20 protein-coding genes and 2 tRNA genes are annotated in these 20,667 nt (G+C 36.2%); 6 read left to right on the top strand and 16 right to left on the bottom strand.

The features are described 5' to 3' along the window. Positions 1 to 98 precede the first annotated feature (98 nt). The 3 genes from ABD692_RS06565 to ABD692_RS06555 are packed head-to-tail and all read right to left on the bottom strand — an operon-like array spanning position 99 to position 4,091. The gene (locus ABD692_RS06565; protein ID WP_316763420.1) at positions 99 to 1,694 is read right to left on the bottom strand and encodes an MFS transporter; all 1,596 of its coding nucleotides are present in this window, start codon (positions 1,692 to 1,694) and stop codon (positions 99 to 101) included. Then, the gene (locus ABD692_RS06560) at positions 1,687 to 2,754 is read right to left on the bottom strand and encodes an HlyD family secretion protein (protein WP_316763423.1); all 1,068 of its coding nucleotides are present in this window, start codon (positions 2,752 to 2,754) and stop codon (positions 1,687 to 1,689) included. Before ABD692_RS06560 ends, ABD692_RS06565 begins: the two co-directional genes overlap by 8 nt. A gap of 2 nt (positions 2,755 to 2,756) precedes the next feature. Then, the gene (locus tag ABD692_RS06555; RefSeq protein WP_316763427.1) at positions 2,757 to 4,091 is read right to left on the bottom strand and encodes a TolC family protein; all 1,335 of its coding nucleotides are present in this window, start codon (positions 4,089 to 4,091) and stop codon (positions 2,757 to 2,759) included. A gap of 85 nt (positions 4,092 to 4,176) precedes the next feature. Between ABD692_RS06555 and ABD692_RS06550 the strand changes: the two genes are divergently transcribed. After that, positions 4,177 to 5,004, top strand: coding sequence for a helix-turn-helix domain-containing protein (locus ABD692_RS06550; protein ID WP_316763430.1), 828 nt, complete (start codon positions 4,177 to 4,179; stop codon positions 5,002 to 5,004). Here the strand turns inward: ABD692_RS06550 and ABD692_RS06545 are convergent. From ABD692_RS06545 to ABD692_RS06535, 3 genes are all read right to left on the bottom strand, one after another. Then, a complete protein-coding gene (locus ABD692_RS06545) occupies positions 5,001 to 5,234 on the bottom strand; it encodes a cytochrome b5 domain-containing protein (protein ID WP_344765916.1) in 234 nt (77 codons plus the stop codon). The genes ABD692_RS06550 and ABD692_RS06545 overlap by 4 nt on opposite strands. Positions 5,235 to 5,520: 286 nt before the next feature. After that, a complete protein-coding gene (locus ABD692_RS06540) occupies positions 5,521 to 6,204 on the bottom strand; it encodes a lycopene cyclase domain-containing protein (protein ID WP_344765915.1) in 684 nt (227 codons plus the stop codon). Beyond that, positions 6,205 to 6,735 (bottom strand): hypothetical protein, encoded by a 531-nt coding sequence (locus ABD692_RS06535; protein ID WP_344765914.1) that lies wholly within the window; start codon positions 6,733 to 6,735, stop codon positions 6,205 to 6,207. 153 nt (positions 6,736 to 6,888) lie between these two features. Here ABD692_RS06535 and ABD692_RS06530 point away from each other — a divergent pair, with 153 nt between their 5' ends. Then, positions 6,889 to 8,370: a phytoene desaturase family protein gene (locus ABD692_RS06530; protein WP_344765913.1), complete on the top strand. Its 1,482-nt coding sequence runs from the start codon at positions 6,889 to 6,891 to the stop codon at positions 8,368 to 8,370. 328 nt (positions 8,371 to 8,698) lie between these two features. Here the strand turns inward: ABD692_RS06530 and ABD692_RS06525 are convergent, their stop codons facing one another. The 4 genes from ABD692_RS06525 to ABD692_RS06510 all read right to left on the bottom strand — a co-directional run bounded on the left by ABD692_RS06525 (position 8,699) and on the right by ABD692_RS06510 (position 13,644). Beyond that, positions 8,699 to 9,175: an acyl-CoA thioesterase gene (locus ABD692_RS06525; protein ID WP_316763444.1), complete on the bottom strand. Its 477-nt coding sequence runs from the start codon at positions 9,173 to 9,175 to the stop codon at positions 8,699 to 8,701. Positions 9,176 to 9,545: 370 nt separating this feature from the next. Further along, positions 9,546 to 11,636 carry a glycoside hydrolase family 97 protein gene (locus tag ABD692_RS06520; RefSeq protein ID WP_344765912.1) on the bottom strand — a complete coding sequence of 697 codons (2,091 nt, stop codon included), beginning with the start codon at positions 11,634 to 11,636 and terminating at the stop codon, positions 9,546 to 9,548. 288 nt (positions 11,637 to 11,924) lie between these two features. Further along, a complete protein-coding gene (locus ABD692_RS06515; RefSeq protein WP_316763448.1) occupies positions 11,925 to 13,178 on the bottom strand; it encodes a DUF2130 domain-containing protein in 1,254 nt (417 codons plus the stop codon). Positions 13,179 to 13,263: 85 nt separating this feature from the next. Then, positions 13,264 to 13,644 carry an OsmC family protein gene (locus tag ABD692_RS06510; RefSeq protein ID WP_316763451.1) on the bottom strand — a complete coding sequence of 127 codons (381 nt, stop codon included), beginning with the start codon at positions 13,642 to 13,644 and terminating at the stop codon, positions 13,264 to 13,266. A 495-nt stretch (positions 13,645 to 14,139) separates the two neighbouring features. On the opposite strand from ABD692_RS06510, the gene ABD692_RS06505 reads away from it, so the two are divergent. Further along, complete coding sequence (locus tag ABD692_RS06505) at positions 14,140 to 14,505, top strand: YtxH domain-containing protein (protein WP_344765911.1); 366 nt, start codon at positions 14,140 to 14,142, stop codon at positions 14,503 to 14,505. Positions 14,506 to 14,554: 49 nt separating this feature from the next. Next, positions 14,555 to 15,304, top strand: a complete 750-nt coding sequence (locus ABD692_RS06500) for a YdcF family protein (protein ID WP_344765910.1) — start codon at positions 14,555 to 14,557, stop codon at positions 15,302 to 15,304. Between the two features lie 74 nt (positions 15,305 to 15,378). Here ABD692_RS06500 and obgE read toward each other — a convergent pair whose 3' ends face one another. Continuing rightward, on the bottom strand, positions 15,379 to 16,374 hold the full coding sequence (obgE, locus tag ABD692_RS06495; RefSeq protein ID WP_344765909.1) for a GTPase ObgE: 996 nt from the start codon (positions 16,372 to 16,374) through the stop codon (positions 15,379 to 15,381). 168 nt (positions 16,375 to 16,542) lie between these two features. Then, a complete protein-coding gene (locus ABD692_RS06490) occupies positions 16,543 to 17,112 on the bottom strand; it encodes an adenylate kinase (RefSeq protein ID WP_344765908.1) in 570 nt (189 codons plus the stop codon). A gap of 481 nt (positions 17,113 to 17,593) precedes the next feature. Between ABD692_RS06490 and ABD692_RS06485 the strand changes: the two genes are divergently transcribed. Both ABD692_RS06485 and ABD692_RS06480 read left to right on the top strand, forming a co-directional pair. Beyond that, positions 17,594 to 17,666, top strand: a tRNA-Gly gene (locus ABD692_RS06485). A 69-nt stretch (positions 17,667 to 17,735) separates the two neighbouring features. Then, positions 17,736 to 17,819, top strand: a tRNA-Leu gene (locus ABD692_RS06480). 340 nt (positions 17,820 to 18,159) lie between these two features. Here the strand turns inward: ABD692_RS06480 and ABD692_RS06475 are convergent. The 4 genes from ABD692_RS06475 to ABD692_RS06460 are packed head-to-tail and all read right to left on the bottom strand — an operon-like array spanning position 18,160 to position 20,667. Then, positions 18,160 to 18,705 carry a 4'-phosphopantetheinyl transferase family protein gene (locus ABD692_RS06475; RefSeq protein ID WP_344765907.1) on the bottom strand — a complete coding sequence of 182 codons (546 nt, stop codon included), beginning with the start codon at positions 18,703 to 18,705 and terminating at the stop codon, positions 18,160 to 18,162. Beyond that, positions 18,695 to 18,955 (bottom strand): acyl carrier protein, encoded by a 261-nt coding sequence (locus tag ABD692_RS06470; RefSeq protein WP_344765906.1) that lies wholly within the window; start codon positions 18,953 to 18,955, stop codon positions 18,695 to 18,697. Before ABD692_RS06470 ends, ABD692_RS06475 begins: the two co-directional genes overlap by 11 nt. Then, a complete protein-coding gene (locus ABD692_RS06465; RefSeq protein ID WP_344765905.1) occupies positions 18,948 to 20,228 on the bottom strand; it encodes a beta-ketoacyl-[acyl-carrier-protein] synthase family protein in 1,281 nt (426 codons plus the stop codon). Before ABD692_RS06465 ends, ABD692_RS06470 begins: the two co-directional genes overlap by 8 nt. Further along, positions 20,221 to 20,667, bottom strand: a complete 447-nt coding sequence (locus ABD692_RS06460) for a 3-hydroxyacyl-ACP dehydratase FabZ family protein (protein WP_316763471.1) — start codon at positions 20,665 to 20,667, stop codon at positions 20,221 to 20,223. The genes ABD692_RS06465 and ABD692_RS06460 overlap by 8 nt, the downstream gene beginning before the upstream one ends.

The raw sequence follows: 20,667 nt of genomic DNA, 5'->3' as shown, positions 1-20,667 counted from the left end.
TAAGAGCTATTCATCCGCTTTTCTGTTTGAAGACAAATTTTATGTCTACTTTTTCAGTGCCCTCTTATATAAGAGGCAGCTTTTTTTTTAAAAGCAACTTAAAAACCTACCGCAGCAGGTTGTTTACCTCTCAAATTAATTGCCGTCCTACTAATTACTGGCTGCAAAGTGATTAATAAAATTGTCGCTAAGCATAATATGGCAATCCATTCGTAATAACTTACACAAAATTGCAAAAAAGCTTGTTTCTGAACGGCTCTACTTAATAGACCAACTGCCGCTTTTCCAGCTTCATCGCTTGGCATCCCCTTGGAGGTTAATATGCCTTGATACAATTTTAATCTTTCGGGTAAGTTAAAATCAAGAATAGAAAGATTGCTTCTCAAATCATCATAATGAACCCCCTTGAAATACAATTGATAAAAATTGACGGAAGCCAAGCTCAAACTAAAGGTAGCAAAACGAACAAAAATTCCTACAGAAGCAGCCGACTGGCTCATAGCATCTGGAACTGAAGACATAATAAACATTACGACAGGAGACATGAGCATACCTGCGCCAACGCCCTGCAAAAATAACGGTAAATAGAAATTAGTTGTGCCTGCTTCATTCGCAAAAAGTAAACACATCCAAAAGAAAAATGAAGACAACAGCAGAAAACCCGCTATCCATAAAATTCTTAAATGTTTTTGCCTGATTAAGAATTTAATTGCAATCAATGATCCCGTAATAACGCCTGCTACATTGAAAATCATAATTTCATTGGCATGAAGGGAATCCATCCCTAAAACCATAACAAAATACGAAGATGTTAAACTAAAAGCGCCACGAATAATGTATAAAACAACCAGAAATACAATTCCAATGATAAAATTTCGGTATTTAAAAACGGATAGATTAACTGCAGGTCTTTTTAAAGTAAGTTGTCTAAGTATCGAGACTATAGATAAAAATACTATAGACGAGATTGAATAAAGAATACTTGAATCATCCATCCAATCTTTCTGCTGCCCATAAATTAATACATAAGCGATAAGGACTAACATGGTAGAAAAAAGGACAAAACTCATCCAATCTATCTTATAAAGTGGCGTTTTGCGCATGGCATGGCTACGGTTCATTATTGTAAAAAGTAACACGGCACTTGGTAAGAAACAAAATATAATGGCTTTATAAACAACATTGTATTCATAATTCTCTACTAATGGAGCTGAAAAAAGTGCAGTTACAGGCGATACGCAAAGTATCATTCCATAAAATATAGTGTAGCCTGTTTCTTTAGCATGTTCTGATTTTAACCTACTAAACAATAAATTAAGAGAAATACTTGTTAAACCGCAATTCACAATCCCTTGTAAAAAGCGGAGAGCGAAAATCAACCACATATCGCGGGTTTTGAAGCACCAGTATGCTGTTATAATTTCGAGAATTATACAGATTAAGAGGTAATCTTTAGTTACTACACGTGAGAAAAATCTTCGTTCTACAACAGCAAAACTTGCAACAGCAGCGTAAAACATCAGCATAGAAAATTGAATGTCTGCAGGTCCTGCTCCGTAATACCCTGCGGCGGCAGTTCCGTCGGCTGTAGACAAAGCAAAAAGTAAAACAGATGACAATAGCACCATAAAAATACTGGTAACAATTAACCATTCGGGTACTTTAACTTTAAATATGGATAAACTATTAATCATTCTGACCTTCTCTTTTAACCTTAACACTTACGCTCATGCCTGCAGTTAATAAATCTAAATCTTTATCATTCTTGTTTAAAAGAATACGAACTGGTATTCTCTGAGCAATTTTTACAAAATTTCCAGTGGAATTATCTGGAGGTAATAACGAAAATCTTGAACCTGTAGCTCCTGAAAGTGATTCGATTTTACCTGCAAAAATTTGATTCGGAAATGCATCTACCTCAACATTTACGGTTTCGCCAACATGCATTTTAGCAATTTGTGTTTCTTTAAAATTTGCCACAACCCATTTCCCTGCACTCCTATCAACTAAATACGCTAAGGTTTGTCCATTTTGAACCAATTGGCCTGCTTGTATCGTTCTTCTGCCCATTTTCCCATTGTAAGGTGCTACAATAACCGTATACGATGTATTTAAGGTATTCCTTTTCACCACAGCTTCCCTCCTTTTTATTTCAGATAAAAGCACATGACTTTGTGCCTTAATATCGTTAGTTTTAGAAATTGCTGTAACGTAATCTTCTTTCGCTGCTTGGTATTCTGCTTCCGCTACCTGCCACACGCTTTCAATAGTTTCTAACTGTTGCCTAGTTGCCGATTCTGCATCAAATAGTTTTTTATAACGCTTATACTCGGTTAGTGCTTTCCAAAGCTTTGCTTTGGCGGCAACAATTTTTACATTTGCAACCGAAGCTACACTTTGAGCCGTTCTTACATTACTTTGCTGAACAGAAATTTGCGCTTTAGCATTCAATAATGATGCAGATGCTTCATCTTGTTGCACAGTATAATCGTCATCATCAATTAGAACAAGTGTATCACCCTTTCTTACTTCCTGATTTTCTTCAAACCTAACTTCTTTAATGTAACCGCTTACTCTTGCCGCAACTGGATTAATATATTCGTCTATCTGTGCGTCGTTTGTTTCTTCATATTTCAAGTAACCGAACAATGTTTTACCTGCCCAAATTAACAAAACAACGAGTACGACTACAGCAATTACGGTTGTTACTTTACTGATAATTTTATCAGATTTACTTTGTATATGTGTGCTCATTTTTATAAATTTCCTATGGCTTTTTGTAATTGATAATACTGCATTTTAGCATTTACCTTAGCTGTGGTCAGCTCAAATTTAGATTGAAGTAATTGCGTTTCTGCATCGAGTAGATCGGTTAGAAGCGACAATTGATTGAAGTAAGTATTTTGAACAATACGATAACTTTCTGAAGCTTGTTTAATATTTTCTTCAGCCAGATTAATCCGTTGTACCGATTCTCTATATCTAATGTAGTTCTCCTGAACTTCCTGGCGAATGTTATCTTTTACTTCCTCATCTTCCACCTCTTGTTGTTGTAATCTAATTTGCGCTTCTTTAACTTTATGTTGATTGGTGTACCAGCTTGAAATCGGAATTTTCAACTTCAAACCAACCATCCCGTTACTATATAAAGAAAGTGTATAAGGATAAAACTGAATTTGAGGATAAGCAAAAGCATACTCACCAAAAAAGCCCAACGTAGGCAGAATATTCGACTTCACGTTTTTCAACTTTAACCTAGCCAGCTCGTGCTCCTTTTCCGAAATTTGGAGTTTATAAGAAGATCCCTTGGCTGAGTCGAAATAACTATCAATTTCTTTCAATGCAATAGCATCGGTTTCATATTCTGAGATTTGAGGATTTACGAGTTCGTCGTCTTTTCCACCAGTTAAGATATTTAGTTTTTGAGAAGCAATTTTTATACTGTTTTCAATTTCAGTTAACAGCATTTTCTGTTTCGATAAACGCAACTCTACCCTCAAAACATCACTTTTTAAAACCGCTCCGTTTTTGTAGAGCTGATTAATTTCCGCTAGCTGTTTCTCCCGATCTCTAATATCTTGTTCCAGCAATCGTTTGTAAGAAATATTTCGAAAAACATCGTAAAAATAAACCGCGGCTGTGTAATGAATTTCTTGTCTGCTTTGATTTCTTAGCACATTACTTAATTCATATTCTACTTTCGATGCCGCTATTTCGGTATTGGTTTTACCACCGTTATAAATATTTAAATAGGCGTCTGCTCCAGCTTTATAATAAGTGGATACTACTGGAAATTGAGATGGCGTATGAAACAAACCATTTTCGTAAATGGGTAATGGAAAAACGTATGCGTAAGTTCCGCCAGCAGAAATTTCTGGTAACCGTTCCGCCTTGCTCACCTTTAAGTGTGCCTCATTTGCGGCGATGTTAATATTTTGCATTTCAAGTTTTTTGCTATTACTATCAACAAGCGCCCAAACCCGATTAATGGTTAAATTATCATTTTGTATATCTTGCGCATGAGCAAAAACCGTTAATAAAAGAAAAGCCATCCACAGCCATAAATTTCTTTTATACCTTATAAAATTCATATTCATTAATTAATGCTGCAAATTTCGATAGAGATTTGTTTCTTTGTTTTATCTAAACCGACATATATTTATTCAAACCAGCCAAATGATAAAAGTTAGCAATGAAGACCTTTTATTTGCAATCGACGAAAAACCAGAAACTATGTATGTTTGGCATAGTCGGTTCGAAGACCGTTTTAAAGATCATGCTCATTTAAAAGGCCAGCTCACTTACGTAGAAGGTGGAATCATTTTCTTGTACACTAAGGAAAAATCCTACTTTTTACCCGCAAGGCATTACGTTTGGATTCCCGCTGGTGTAGAACATCATTTGCAACACCGCTATCATGCAGCAATTGTTCGTAATATTTACTTCGATACCACAACAGATGAAGAAAACCCATTTTACAAGCAAATTGGAATTTACCCTGTAAACAATTTGCTGTTGGAGATGTTCTTGTTTTCGGAAAGATGGAATGGAAACATCGAGCCCAAAACGAAGGAATACGATTTTTTAAGTACACTAAAAAACATTCTTCCAATTGTAAGCGAGCATCCTTTGCCAATTGCTTTACCAACAACCGAAAACCAAAGATTAAGACCAGCATTAAGACATATTGTAGATCATTTATCAAACGACGCATTAAGCCTGGAAAGCGTAAGCAAAACTATGGGATTTAGCGAACGGACTTTATCTAGGTTATTTCAATCGGCATTAGAAACATCTTTTTTCCAATACCTAAAACTGGCGAGAATGATTAAAGCGATGGAGAAATTATTAGAAACTGATTTAACCATTAGCGAAATTGCTTACGCAGTTGGTTACAACAGTATTTCATCCTTTAGCAATACGTTTTACAAAGTGGTTGGCAAAAGACCATCAGAATTTAAAGAGCTGAAGCAATCTACTTTAACAAAACTTAATACCGTTTAAGCTAAAACGGCAATTGGCACAAATTTTTCAAAAACGGCCTCTGTATGTGGTGCATCAGACAATTCATCAGTTAAATCTTGCCCCGCCCAATGTTCATAGTGCCTGCCATTTCGCCATAAGCGGCTTTCGGTCATATCATAAATAAAACCTTTGTAGGCTACCCAAATCTGCGGTTTATCTTGTCCGTTTCGTAAAGCGAGTTGTTGTTTGGTATAAACTGGTAAATCCATTTAAATTAATATTCTAATGTGATTTTGAAGCGCAATTGTTTTACAAAATAATACGTTACTTCCCGTTTTACGCTTAGCAAACTCTTACCTCGGTACAGCAGGGTAGCGCTACAACCGCTCCTAAATGGCAACTGAGGAAATTTATTTTTACGGTTGGCCTGACGCAAACTTTGTGTTTAAAGCAGACAATAGCGGCAGCCCCAAATTTTTGCTATGAGGGCTATAGCAAATGTCAGGACGGCAAGCGCCAAATTAACCTAACGCTCATTTTCTAATTTTATTAAGCTCACGCTTTTTTAGCAGTCTTACTTTTAAAAAATTCGTACAAATAAATATTCATTAGCAGCAAACTCATTAAATAAAAATGATCTTCAAAAGGAATTGTACCAACTTTAAAGCCTAAAATTTCTTTACTGTTATAAATAACCACAGGAATTGCAGTTAAAAAACCATTAACGATATAAAACGGAATTAACGAAACCAAATATGCTCTATAAAACTTATACATAAATCTAAGTTTATTTACATACTCTACATAAACCAGCACTAAAAACAAGAAACCAAAGTTTATAAGCGTGTACCATCTGTTAAAACCGAAGAATAAAACTGCGATAGAAATGCCCAATATTAAATGACTAAGTGCTAAACTGTATTTTTGTAAATAATTTGATGGAAAATAAGCGTTTAAGCATTCGTAAATAAATATGCAAGCATATGGAACGGTCAGAAAAAATAAAATTTCTTCTAATGGTAAACCAAAAAAGCTTAGTCCAATTAAATAGTCGGGATTGAATGACCAAACATTTAGTTTTACAAAAAGTAAATCCCATACCAAAAAAACCAAGCCTGTAATTAAAATTGCGGGCAAAACAAATCTCCATTTACTAAAGAAATGCACTTTTTTATCAAAAGATAAAACCAACGGAAAGAATAATACGGCAATGTTGATGAGTAAATAAATATAATTCATTTAAATGTATTTCTTAAAAATCTTAACTTCTTCGTCAGTGCAACGCTCACTGTCGATCATAAATTTGGCAACATTTTTTATCAGAATTTCATCGGCGAGGCCAAAGTTGTTGTTTTGATAATGTTTAACAATTTCTTTTCGATCGGCCGTTAAATCTTTACTAAAACCTAAAAACGATGGGGTAAAATGCTCGATAGAAAAACGCATAAAACGAATTTCCATGTTTTCTTTATCCATGTTAATGGCTTTCTGCATGGTTTTAAGCGAAACCTTTACATATTTAATTTTATTGTAAGGATTCCAGGAGTGCTTAGCTTTAAGCGCTTCCAAAGTACCCGTATATGCGGTTATTAGTGCAGTTTTATTTGGGAGCTTAATTAGTTTTTTATAAAGCGAATCGGTTAGTTTCGAGCTTTCTACTGCTTTAACCAAATTGGTTTTAAGTACCGAAATCTCTTTAGTAGAAAGCTGTGCTTTTACAACACTACTTATTAAAATTAGAAGAAAAAAAATTAGGCTTTTATATTTCATTGATTGGGTAAAGTTAATAAAACATAATTATAGTGCTACAAGGACAGAAATAATCAATCGCCTTTCGGTAGCTAAAAATCCAACTAAACGAAAATGCTGTAAACCACCATTAAAAATTCAAACAAAACCCTTTAAAATTGCTTTATTTACAAAATGAATAAAAAAGCTGATGTGACTGTAATTGGAGCTGGTTTTGCTGGTTTGGCTGCAGCCGCTTTGTTAGCCAAGGATGGTTTCGAGGTTACTGTTCTCGAGAAAAATGAAATGGCAGGAGGAAGAGCCAGAACTTGGGAAAAAGACGGTTTTATTTTTGATATGGGGCCAAGTTGGTATTGGATGCCAGACGTTTTTGAAAACTATTTTAAGCTTTTTGGCAAAACGACTTCCGATTTCTATGAACTTAAACGACTTAGCCCATCGTACAGGATATACTTTGGTAAAGATGATGTTTTAGATGTTCCAGCAACTTTAGATGCTCTGAATAGTTTATTCGAAACTCTTGAACCAGGCAGCAGTAAAAATTTAGAACTTTTTCTCGCTCAAGCTAAATACAAATATGATGTAGGCATGAACGAATATGTTTTTAAGCCTTCGCATAGCGTTATGGAATATTTCGACCCAAGGCTGGCCATTAGTGGAATTAAATTACAACTGCTTGGCAACATGCGCAAACATGTTCATACCCTATTTAAGAATGATAAACTTAGAAAACTCTTAGAGTTTCCAGTTCTATTTTTAGGCGCCACACCACAAAACACACCAGCATTATATAGTTTAATGAACTATGCCGACTTGGTTTTAGGCACCTGGTACCCAATTGGTGGCATGCATAAAATTGTTTCTGCCATGAAAAGTATTGCCGAAGAACAAGGTGTAAATTTTCATTTCAATACAGAGGTGCAAAAAATTGAAGTAAGAAATCATATTGCCGAAGAAATTGTAACGAATAAGGGAACTTTTAAAACCAATTTTATTGTCGGAAATGCCGATTATAATCACATAGAACAACATCTTTTAAGTCAAAATAATAGAAACTACAGTGAAGATTATTGGGATAAAAGAACAATGGCACCTTCTTGCCTTTTGTTCTACATAGGTTTAAATAAAAAGCTTGCTAATATCCTTCATCATAATTTATTTTTTGACGAAAACTTTGATGAGCACGCCGAAGAAATTTATACGGAAGCAAAATGGCCATCGAAACCATTATTTTATGCTTGTTGTCCTTCGATTACAGATCGACAGGTTGCGCCTGAGGGCTGTGAAAATTTATTTTTTTTAATTCCGATTGCACCTGGATTGAAAGACAGCGAAACCAAAAGAGAAGAATACTTTAATTTGCTGATTAACCGATTTAAAGATTTAACAGGTAACGATATTAGCGATGCAATTTTGTTTAAAAGAAGCTATGCTATGAATGATTTTATTGAAGACTACCATGCCTTTAAAGGAAACGCCTATGGATTAGCTAACACGTTGAAACAGACGGCTTTTTTGAAACCTAAAATGAAAAGCAAAGTAAAAAATATTTTTTTTACAGGCCAATTAACGGTTCCAGGCCCTGGCGTACCGCCTGCAATCATCTCTGGACAGGTGGTAGCAAAAGAAATAAAAAAAAAGTTAAAAAAAGCTTGACAAATTTAAAATTTCCCTTATCTTTATAACCACAAAACAAAAACACTGCAAAACATAGTTAAAACACATTATTAACTGAGGTTTGCATTTGTTTCGAAATTAGAGAGAAGGCAGATTGTTGAAATAAAAAATAAGAATCAACTAACCAAATATATGATAAGCAAAAAGGCCAGGAATTTTTTCCGGGCCTTTTGCTTTTTATAACCTCTTCTTTTTTACTAAATATTTAACTTTGTTAAGTTGAAGGTGAATTTTTCACCTGGATAACTCTTTTTAGTAAATTCGACCCAACAGCAGCAGGGCTTAATTAACTCTTGGAATTTGTATTTTAAACGATGTAAGGTTCCATTTCTTTATCGATGCTTTTTCGAAGTTCCATTAGTTTTATCGCATAACCATGCATCGCGTTTTCTTTTTCTGTTTTGGGAGTGAAAGATGGAATTGTTTTAGGCTGTCCGTTTTCATCAACAGCGACAAAAACTATTATGCAGTGGGTATTTTTAACAAATTCTGACTGACCAACAGGCTTTGAAAAGGCATCGACAGCAATATGCATACTGGTTTTTCCTGTATAAATTATGCGAGCCTCCATTTTAACCAAATGACCGATGTGAACTGGATGAAAAAATCTAATTCCACCCACATAAACCGTTACACAATAAGAGTCGCTCCATTGTAAAGCGCAGGCAAAAGCAGCTTGATCAATCCACTTCATCATCATTCCACCATGCACTTTTCCTCCATAATTTACATCAGATGGTTCGCTTAAAAACTGTAATTCGATGTGATTTTTTTTTCTGGCCATGATTATAACTTTGAATTATTAACCGCAAAGTACAAAAAGTGAAAACGCAAAGAAAGCGAAGATGGATTTTTTAGATAAAACTCTACCACTATTACTACCATGCACGTCATTGCGAGTCACGAAGCAATCCTAACACGGTAGCTATTGAAACTTTTTGGTTTTAAGATTGCTTCGTGCTTTCGCAATAACGAAACATCTATAATAAATCATAGAGGAAATCATAAATCGGCTGAAATCAGCGAAATCTTTGGGAGCATTTTTTTTTAAAAATCATCATTAAAACAAAAAAGTCGTCCCATTAGGAACGACTTGAAATAAACTTATAAGTTTCGCGAAGAACTTTAGGCTCTTTGCGTTTAAATCAGTAAACTTATTTCGCCATTATACTTATTGCATAACCACCACCTGGAGCACAATTCAATGTTAATTTCGTTTTATTGGTTACTTCCATTTTACGAATGGTATAAGCTTTTGGATTCGTTTCGTAATGCGCATCCTTTGCGTCAGCATAAATGGTTGCTGTATATTTTTTACCAGCATCTAAAAAGCTAAAATCAATCTTCGAAGTACGGGCAACCTCATCATTCGTTCTACCAACAAACCAATCGTTTTTGCCTTTTGCTTTACGGGCAAAAGTGATGTAATCGCCAGGTTCTGCTTCTAAAACTTTAGTATCATCCCAATCGACCGCTACATCTTTAATAAATTGGAAGGCATCCATATATTTATTATAGGTTTCTGGTAAATCGGCAGCCATTTGCAATGGACTATACATGGTAACATATAGCGCCAACTGACGGGCAATTGTAGTATGTACGAATGAATTATTTTCTGGATTATATGCACTTACTTTGGTTTCGAAAATACCTGGCGTATAATCCATCGGACCGCCAATTAAACGCGTGAAAGGTAAAATGGTCGTATGGTCGGCATTATTACCACCAAAAGCTTCGTATTCTGTTCCACGGGCCGATTCGTTTCCAATTAAGTTAGGATAAGTACGGGCCAAACCAGTAGGGCGAACCGCCTCATGGGCGTTAACCATAATTTTATATTCTGCAGCTTTTTCAATCGCATACAAATAATGATTGTTTAACCATTGACCATAATGATGTTCGCCACGAGGAATCATATTGCCCACGTAACCACTTTTCACAGCATCGTAACCGTTTGCTTTCATAAATTTGTAAGCGGTATCTAAGTGTCTTTCATAATTACGAACCGATGAAGAAGTTTCGTGGTGCATAATCATTTTAATGTTTTTGCTTGCCGCATAGCGATGTAATTCTTTCACATCAAAATCAGGATATGGTGTTACAAAATCGAAAACATAATCTTTCGTCTTACCAAACCAATCTTCCCAACCTTCATTCCAACCTTCAACTAAAACAGCATCTAAACCATTTTTAGCAGCAAAATCTATATATTCTTTTACATGAGCAGTATTTGCGGCATGTTTTCCATTAGGTTTAGTTTTCGAATAATCGGTTATACCCAATTGAACACTGGTTAAATCGTTATAAGCCCAGGTGCTTTTGCCTGTAATCATTTCCCACCAAACGCCAACATATTTCGTCGGCTTAATCCACGATACATCCTTAAATTTTGTAGGTTCGTTTAAGTTGTATGTTAATTTCGAGGTTAAAATATCGCCTGCCTTATCACTTACAATAATTGTTCTCCAAGGCGTTAAACAAGGCGCTTGCATATAACCTTTATCTCCTACCGCATCTGGCGTTAACCACGATTCTAAAACCATGTTTTTATCATCCAAATTTAACGACATTAAAGAATAGTTAATTAATGCTGCCTCGTGGATATTGATATACAAACCATCTTTACTTTTCATCATTAAAGGCGTTTGTAAACCCGTTGGCGAAAATGTAGTTTGCGATGCATTTGGTGTAACCGCATCTTTCATTTTACCACGAACTTCTGATAAGTTAGAAGTTACGGTGCTATATTCCTGCGTATCATAATCGCCAGGTAACCAAAAAGCTTTATGGTCGCCAGCTAACGCGAATTGTGTTTTTTCTTCTTTAATTACGAAATAATCAAGATTTTTCTGTTCTGGAAATTCATATCTGAAACCCAAACCATCGTTAAATAAACGCAAACGAACAATAATGAAACGATTGGTTTCCTTTTGCGTTAAAGTAACAGCCAACTCATTGTAATGATTTACAATTTGCTTTACCTCGCCCCAAACAGGTTTCCAGGTTTCGTTAAATGTGCTGGTTTTGGCATCGCTTATTGTAAAACCATTGGTTAAGTTTTTACCATCCTTAAGCTCCAAACCAAGCTTACTCGTTTTAATAACATCCTTGCCCTTGTACTTTAAGCTATAAGTTGGTACACCACCATCTGCTAAAGAAAAATTTGCAATCAAATTTGCATCAGGCGATTTTAATTCCTGAGCGGAAACGTTCCCGAAAAATAGCAAAAGGCAAATTAATGCCATAAATTTTGAGAGGTTAAAGGGTTTGTTGTTTAGGTTTTTATTCACTTTATATAATTTATTTTATAATTCTGTTTCATTTATCGCCATGCCGAATTTAGCTCGGGAACTATCGTATATTAATTTGTTGTCATTCGGAACGCAGTGAAGAATACCTAACCTAAAAGCCTTGCATAAAATTAACCCACTTTTTTGATTTACTATACCTAAAAGCCAGCCTTTTATTTCATCAGATTTACTTCGCAGCTATTACACGATCTTCACTCCATTAAGCACGACATACTTTTCCAGTTAATCCAATAACAATGTATCATCCTCATCATCAGTCAAACTTAACTGAATACTATCGCTACCTGCAATACCCTCAATCGAGCCACGAATATGTGTTGCGTTTAACAAAACTTTTTCGAGCTGTTTTTCGCGGGCTTTCCACAAACGCTCCATTGCATCACGTTCGCGTTGGATGGATAATTTCATACTCATAAAACCCTCGCGAATAGCTTTCCATTGCTCAGAAAATTCTACTCCTGTTAAGTAATCATAAAGCATGTGCATTTTATCGCCACGATTTTCTTGAGATTTCATTGCTGTAGATAAACGCAAAATTCCGTCTCTCAATACATAAGCAACTGCATTCACTTCTTCGAAAGAGCAAATCCAAACACCATCCTTTTGACCGAAACAATCCATTCCTTTCGGGTAACATTGACTTACGATTACCGCAACATCAACGCCCATACTACGCATATCCTTTTTCAGCTTTTCAATCCAATCGCCACCGAAATCTTTGGTGCGCTTACTTTCATAAATAATTTTGCCACACTCCTGTCCGAATTGGTTACGCACAACTTGTACACAATCGGCTCCGCGAACACCTTTCCCAACCTCTTCTATTAAATCGAATGGGAAATTACTACGCAGTAATTCCTCCAAAATCAACTCCTGTACTTCGCCCTGCAATTGCATACTGCCTTGCTCCGCTTTGCGTTTCATTTCTTCTGCCAGTTTTTTCTGGTCGTCGAGTTGTTTTTCAAGTTCTCTTAAACGCAACTGATGCTCGGTATCTTTAATGCTATTTTTCTCGGCTTCTTGTTTACGAATTTGCTCCACCAACTCGTTGCGTTGTTCTTGCATTTTACGTTGGAAAGCCAATTCCATTTCTTCCTCTTTTAGCTTCAAACCTTGCTCACGACGCAAAAACTCCAATTCCTTTTCGCGGGCAAGTTTTAATTTCTCTTCGTTTTCTTTTGCATTGCCTTCCAACATTTGCAATTTGGTTTCAAAATCCGACGCGATACTTTTACGCAGGTTTTCTTCCAAATCCCCTTTTAGTTTATTCTTTTCTTCCACCAATTTAGCGTCGAAAACTTTTTGTTGTTGCTGTTTATCTGCCTCAAAAACCTGAAGTTTACGTTGGTATTCTTCATCTTTTTGTCTGGCATAAGCCGCCGCTTTCTCTCTCAGCTCTTTCTTATAATCTTCGGCCATTGCTTCTTCCATCGGAAAAACATGAGCACAGTTTGGACATTTAATTTCGGTAGCCATAAATAATTTTTTACTTCACAAAATTGAAGAGTTACAAAGATATTAAAGCTTTTAAGGAAATGGTAAACGAGTTTTGCACCATTTACTATAACACTTTCGACCGAACCTCGTTACCCGCCGTAAGAATTTTACTCACTGGGCATTTCGTCGCAATATCTTCCAGTCTCTGTTTTTGCTCTTCGGTTAAATCGCCTGTACAAGTAATCTCTTCGAGGAAAATGTTTTGCGCATTTTCGATGCCCATATTTACCTCCACTTCAATTTTATCAACCGCCCAACCCTTTCTATCCACATACATGCGCAGCGTAATGGCCACACAAGATGCAAGCGAAGCCATAAGCAAGCCTTTTGGCGCAAAACCTTTATGCGTTCCACCTAATTCTACAGGCTCATCTACTATAACTTCATGAGCGCCATTTGTAACCGAACAAGCATAATGTTCTTTATTTATCGTTGCTTTTACCATTGTTTATTAAAATTTGAAATCAAATATTGGTTTTATTTTAAACATTAAGATAATAATTTATTGAAAATGAAAGGTTCTGTTTATTTGGAGGTTTGCAGTCCTGCTTACCATTACAAATCCGCACTCGTACCTCGCTTGCGTGCTTTTCATTAAAATCAGATTTATAAACAATGGGTTAAGCACCCTGCAAACCGCCAAAATAAAAATCTGCCTCTGCCTTTTAGCCCCGATTGAAGTGAAAATACTTTTTGGTGCAGTAACCGTAAATATGATGTAATGCGCAGGCACAAAGCATTTGCAACAAATGAAACAGAGGCTTCGTGTATCAGCATGACAGGAGTTTGAAAAGATTGAAACGAAGAGCGGGACTGATTTTAATAGATGTTGTGCATTTGCGCTTCAGCAAATAATCCTTTAAAGATTATGAAATTGTCATTCATTTAAAAATAACGAAACATTATTAAATGGCATTTGTTCTTTTTAAAATATATTGCTATGAAATACAGAAAGTTAATCGGAAAATACTTAGCGCACAAATCTCATAATAACGCACAAATTGCCATTGCTTTAGTTGCAGGCTTAGCGGCTGGAGCGGTTATCAGTGTATTATTTGCACCAGATAGTGGCGCTGGAACTCGTGGAAAAATTGCAGGTGGAGCAAGAAATCTTCGTTTTGGTTTTCAGGATAAATATAACCTGTTAAAAGAAAAAGTATTTGGCGTTGAGGCTATTGAAGAAGATATTGTAGAGCATGAGGTGCCTCATTTTAAGCATAAAGTACAAAAGAAACGTAAATCGGATGTGCAAGATATTTTAGAACATGCGCACGAAAATGGACAAGTGCAAGAAGGACAAGGATAATTGACAATTAGCGGAATAATCTTAGTTTTACAAGACTATTTCGCTTTTTATGATATTTATCCTCTCGAAGATTCTCTTGTTTCTACTAAAACCAATACTTTGGATTTGCTTACTCTTAATTTTAGCTGTTTGCAAAAAATATGAACCGAACAGAAAGAGGCTGCTTTTTGCAGCGTTAGCTTTATTAATATTTTTTTCTAACGCTTTTATAGTTGGAAAAATTTTCAACTTTTACGAATCTGGATATCCACAAAAGGATAGAAAATATGATGTAGCAATTGTACTGGGCGGATTCTCTGGGCTCAATAAACGAAATAATAAAATCGCATTTGGAAGTTCGGGAGATAGGTTATTTCAGGCAATTGAGCTTTACAAAAACGGTAAAATCGGTAAAATTCTTTTAAGCAGCGGAAGTTCTAATTTAATTGATAAAAAAGTTAAGGAAGCCGATTTAGCAGTGGCTTATTTAAAGCTGATTGGTATTCCAGACTCTACTATATTAATTGAAAATCAAAGTAGAAACACCATAGAGAATGCGAAATTTAGCTTAGCCTTAATTGAAAAGCAAAAACCACAAGCGAGTGTTTTGGTTATTACCAGTGCATGGCACATCCCTAGAACTAAACTTATCTTTAACAAACAAAGCAAAAATAAATTAGACTATTATCCTACAGATTTTAGAGGCGTGGTTGAGTATGAGTTTGGTGATTTCATAATTCCAAATGCTTCGGCCCTAGGCTCTTGGGAAATACTTTTAAAAGAATGGGTGGGGTATGTTGTAGATGGAATAAGATCTTAATAATTGAATAAAATGATTAACTGTGCAAGCAAATTTCAGCTTTAAACTGTTTCTTACTTGCCCAATTTTTCAACTTAAGATTCAATTGCTTTCCAAAGCATATCCTTCAATTCTAAAATATTCTTTTCGGCAACCGATGATATAAATATTGATGGCACACTTGGCAAGTCCTGTTTCATTTCTGCCATTAATTCTTCATCTAACATATCCGATTTGGTAATAGCTAAAACATGTGGTTTTTGCATTAATTCGGGATTGTAAGATTCTAATTCCCTTTTAAGGATTTCATACTCTTCCTTTATTGAACGGCTCGTATCTGCAGGAACCATAAATAACAATACAGAATTACGTTCAATGTGGCGTAAAAAACGATAGCCCAAACCTTTTCCTTTCGAAGCACCTTCAATTATACCTGGAATATCGGCCATTACGAACGACTTGCCACCACGATAACTTACTATACCTAAATTAGGAACAATTGTGGTAAAAGGATAATCGGCAATTTCTGGTTTAGCAGCCGAAACTACTGAAAGCAAGGTAGATTTACCTGCATTCGGGAAACCAACCAAACCTACATCAGCCAAAACTTTAAGTTCCAGAACGTTCCAAACTTCTTGTCCTTGTTCGCCGGGTTGTGCAAAACGTGGTGTTTGCTGAACGGAGTTTTTAAAGTGTGCGTTACCCAAACCACCACGGCCACCAGCCGTTAAAATCTTAGTTTCGCCATCTTTTGTAATTTCGAAAAGAACTTCTCCAGTTTCAGCATCTTTAGCAATAGTTCCCAAAGGAACTTCTAAGATTTCGTCTTTACCTTGTCGGCCGAATTTGTGTGAACTTCCTCCCGCCAAACCGTCTTCAGCAATAATATGCTTACGGTATTTAAGGTGTAATAATGTCCAGATGTTGCTACTACCTTTAACGATAATGTGGCCGCCACGACCGCCATCACCACCATCAGGCCCACCCATAGATGTTAAAATATCACGATGCAGATGTGCTGAACCTGCCCCGCCCTTACCAGAACGGCAACAAATTTTTACATAATCTACGAAATTCGAACCCTGTGACATATTATTTACGATTTTAGATTGACGATTTAGATTAAAAAAAATCGACGATGAATTCTTATTGTATTTACTATTAACGATTTTAGATTACAAAAATCGCTAAAAAACAAACATCCGCAAAAAACAACTAATGCCTTTTTTGCGGATGCTATATTTAAAAAAATTGATTATTTAAAACTGATCTATTACAGCGCAAAGATCATTATAAACTCTATCTATTTCACCAATTCCGTTTACTTTCTTCAATTTCCCCTGCTCCTCGTAATAAGGTAATACATGGATAGTTTTATCGAAGTATTCTGAAATGCGTTTTTTTAACTTTTCTGCATCATCATCTGGACGGCCACTAATTTTATGACGTTCAGCTATCCGTTTTGTTAATTCATCCTGATCAACATCTAAAGCAATAACACCAGCGATTTTACTGTCCTTACGCTCTAAAAATAAATCAAGCTCCTTTGCTTGCGGAACCGTTCGAGGAAAACCATCAAATACAAATCCTTTTGCATCAGGGTTTTTATCTACTTCTTCTTCAAGCATGGCAATTGTAATCGCATCTGGCACCAATTCTCCATCAGCTAACAATTGACTAACTTTTTTTCCTAATTCTGTTTCTCCTTTAACGTGTGCTCTAAATAGATCGCCTGTTGAAACGTGTACCAACTGATATTTTGCAATCAGTTTTTCAGATTGGGTGCCTTTACCCGCCCCTGGAGGGCCAAAGAGAACTAAATTAAGCATTCAAGTTGTTTAGGTTGTCTTTAAAATTAAAAAAGCCTTATTCCTATGGCTGTACTAAATATGAAAGTTAACGCCTAATATTAAATTAAAGCGTTGCTTTCAAGGCTGCAAATATATAATTATTAATTTAGATGCTATTTATAATTGAGAATTTATTTGAAAATAAACCCATTTTAAAAGCATTCTAAATGCTTTTGCAAAGAATCTTAGGTCTTGTTTACACTTAACCAAATATTCTATTCGTATGCAAGTCGTTTCCCAAAACATTTAATTATTTGTCTGATAAAAATTATTTAATGATGCGATTGATATCAACTTTCAAGTACACTAAAATAATCCGAAAGCAGGTACAAATATTAGTTTGACTTTTAGCATTCGCGATATCTATATTAATATTGAAAATTATTTTCAATTATTTTTGGTACTGAAAATTATATCCCTATATTTGCAACCCCAAAGGAATACAGCAATGTATTAATTTGCGAAAGTAGCTCAGTTGGTAGAGCACGACCTTGCCAAGGTCGGGGTCGCGAGTTCGAATCTCGTCTTTCGCTCTAAATGTTTTCCTACCAGAAAGCATTTATTAAAAATTAACCTACCGAAGGATTTCGGAACAGGCTAATGCTCGGGTGGTGGAACTGGTAGACACGCAGGACTTAAAATCCTGTGCTTTCAAAGGCGTGCGGGTTCGATTCCCGCCCCGAGTACTTCAAAAAAAATCGAAACTAAAGCCATCAGAAATGATGGCTTTTTGTTTTATACCTTTTTTCCCTCTCTTTTCGAATTTTAATCACATCACATTTCGAATACAAGCTTAATCCAACTTATAGTTCGAGCATGAATATTGTTCTTGGCTGGAAGTTGTGTGATATTAAAACCTAAGAGGTACTATGAAATTAGAATCTTCAATTGAATTGACGAAGTATCGAAAAAATAATTATGTGATTCCGTGCAAAACCGGCCACCCGAATTTCTAACCAACGATAGCATCAAATAGGAATACAAAATTTGCAATTTATCCCATTTAAGCTGGTCCAAAATTGATCACTATAATAGATAAGCAATAAATAGAAAGTTTCCATGATGGCTTATTGTCGTGATATGATGTGTCATCGCCTGTTTCCTAAAGATTTCAGGCAGTCCCGATTCATCTGTTTGCAGAAATAAATCGTTATGATCGCGGTTAAAAAGAGTTAAGTAGTCGGTACAGTTTTTTGCGTGAATTATCCTGCACTTTTCATAGCTGGCATAAGTCTTAAAACTCAGCGTATGAACGTAGTTTTGAGCAACCTCGCTTCTTGTTAAAAATTTTTCACCAAAATAGTCGACAGAACCCTTTGCCTTCGAACCATTCAGATCGAATCCGCAAATGAATGCCTTTGGATCATAAACACGAATTCCCGTTCGCCGGTTTACAATCTTATAGACTGCCTCTTTCATGCTCCACATCAGCCATACCATCAGGTCCGCATTGTCTGAATTATAAATTATATCCTGCTCATTTAAAGAAAAAACCTTAGACAAATAGTTTGACCGTTTCCAGTTGCTTTGCGTTTTGGCAAGTCTTAGATCTATAACATCATTACCCAGCATTTTCAGCAAGTTTAGTTTCAATGACCTCAACTGTAGCTTTAATATTTAGCATTCTCGCCATCGAATCATTGTCGATTGAGATATTAAACTTTTCTTCGATATCAAGTACGATATCCACAAGATTAGCTGAATTTATTTTCAAGTCCGTAATGAAATCAGTGTGTTCATTTATGTTTTCCAATGAATCCTGGTTTTCGCTATAAAGGGAAACAATTTCCCTAAGTTCAGCAATTATTTCTTTTTTATCCATTGCGGTATTTTTTTAAAATTAAACAGGCATTCACATCTCCAAAACCAAAACTCGCTTTGGCCAAAATATTAAAACTTCTTTTCAAAAGTTGGCGAGGAACCCTACGCTCATCTATCAGTGAGGAAATTTCCAAATTCAAATCCTCGCAGTTTATGTTTGGGAAGATAAATTCTTCGTATAACTGCAGCACGGATGCAACGCATTCGATGCTCCCTGAAGCGCTAATACAATGACCAATCATTCCTTTTAACGAATTTATATATGGAAAATTTTCTTTGGAGGAGCCAAGTGCATGCTTCCAGTTTTCAATTTCTAGTGCGTCTTTGCTTGTTGCAGTCAAATGCCCGTTAATAACATCGATATCCTCAGGATTAATTCTGGCATTCTCAATCGCTTTTACGATACAACGCTGAACAGCCCCTGGGTTAGGAGCGGTCATTGTCCCCCCGCCACGCTGACCACCCGAGTTGATATGACCACCGATTACCTCAGCATAAATACTGGCATTCCTGGACTGCGCACTTTCGAGAGATTCCAATACGATTGCACCTGCCCCGCTGCCAGGAACAAACCCACTTGCAGTGGCGCTCATTGGCCTGCTACCACTTTCAGGTGAATTATTGTGTTTGAAGGTACAAACCTTCATCGCATCAAATCCCCCCCAAATGTATGGTCCACTATCACTTGTACTTCCTGCAAGCATTCTCCTCGCTTTTCCAGATTTAATGTGATCGTAAGCCATCAAGATACTTTCTGTGCCTGTTGCACAGGCTGCAGAATTTGTGCTAACCTGGTTGCCTAATCCAAGCTTACCACTGATGAAAGCACTCACACCACTGGCCATTGTTTGCGCTACAACACTGCTACCTAGCTTTCTTATATCAAGTTCATCTATTTTGTTAATTGCCCATCTGAGCTTATCAATCCCAGAAGTTCCAGTTCCAAAAAAAGTTCCACTATCCCAGTCAGGATCAGCCGCGGCGGATATTTCAAGGCCTGCATTCCGCCAAGCGTCAAGTCCTGCAATAACTCCATAAACAATTCCAGAACTCGCTAAGCTTCTTATTTCAAGAGGGGTAAAATATTGAGCTATCCGCGCTTCATCAAGAGTAGGTTTGCCTGCTATCTGACAAGAAAAACCCAGTCTTTCAAGTTCGGGCTGATGGCTTATTCCAGATAGCCCATTTTTTATGGCATGAAGAAATTCCTCAACAGTTGTTCCATTTGGTGCACATACACCCAAGCCAGTAATTACAACCCTATTTTCAGTCATTTGCATTCGTTGTTAACATACCCGATATTATACCTTTACAAACTGTTTCCCCTGCTGAATTTTTCATAACCACTTTGCAGGATAGTTTGTTAAACCTGAAATAAATCTTCTCACTTGTAACAAAAACTTGTTCTCCAGGATAGACAGGTCTCAAAAAATCAATTTCACTGGAGGTCATCGCGAGTCCAAAACCTTTTTCCATCAAGGTTTCTCCAACCAGGAAGATCCCTAAACACACCACACCAATCTGCGCCATGGTTTCTGTAAGTATGACTGCCGGAGTAATCGGAAAATCCTTGAAGTGTGACTTATAAAAGGAAAGCTCTTTATCAAAAGTATAGGTACCTTTTGCGCCATCTTCATCGACATATAACAATTCCCCGACAAATAAAAAGTCCTTCCCGTAAGGAAGTTTGCTTAGAATTTCTGCTTTAGTCAT

This window comes from Pedobacter ginsengiterrae (assembly GCF_039537385.1).
GTDB lineage: Bacteria > Bacteroidota > Bacteroidia > Sphingobacteriales > Sphingobacteriaceae > Pedobacter > Pedobacter ginsengiterrae.
Note: the sequence above shows the minus strand (reverse complement) of the source record. Positions and strands in the feature narration are given on the sequence as shown.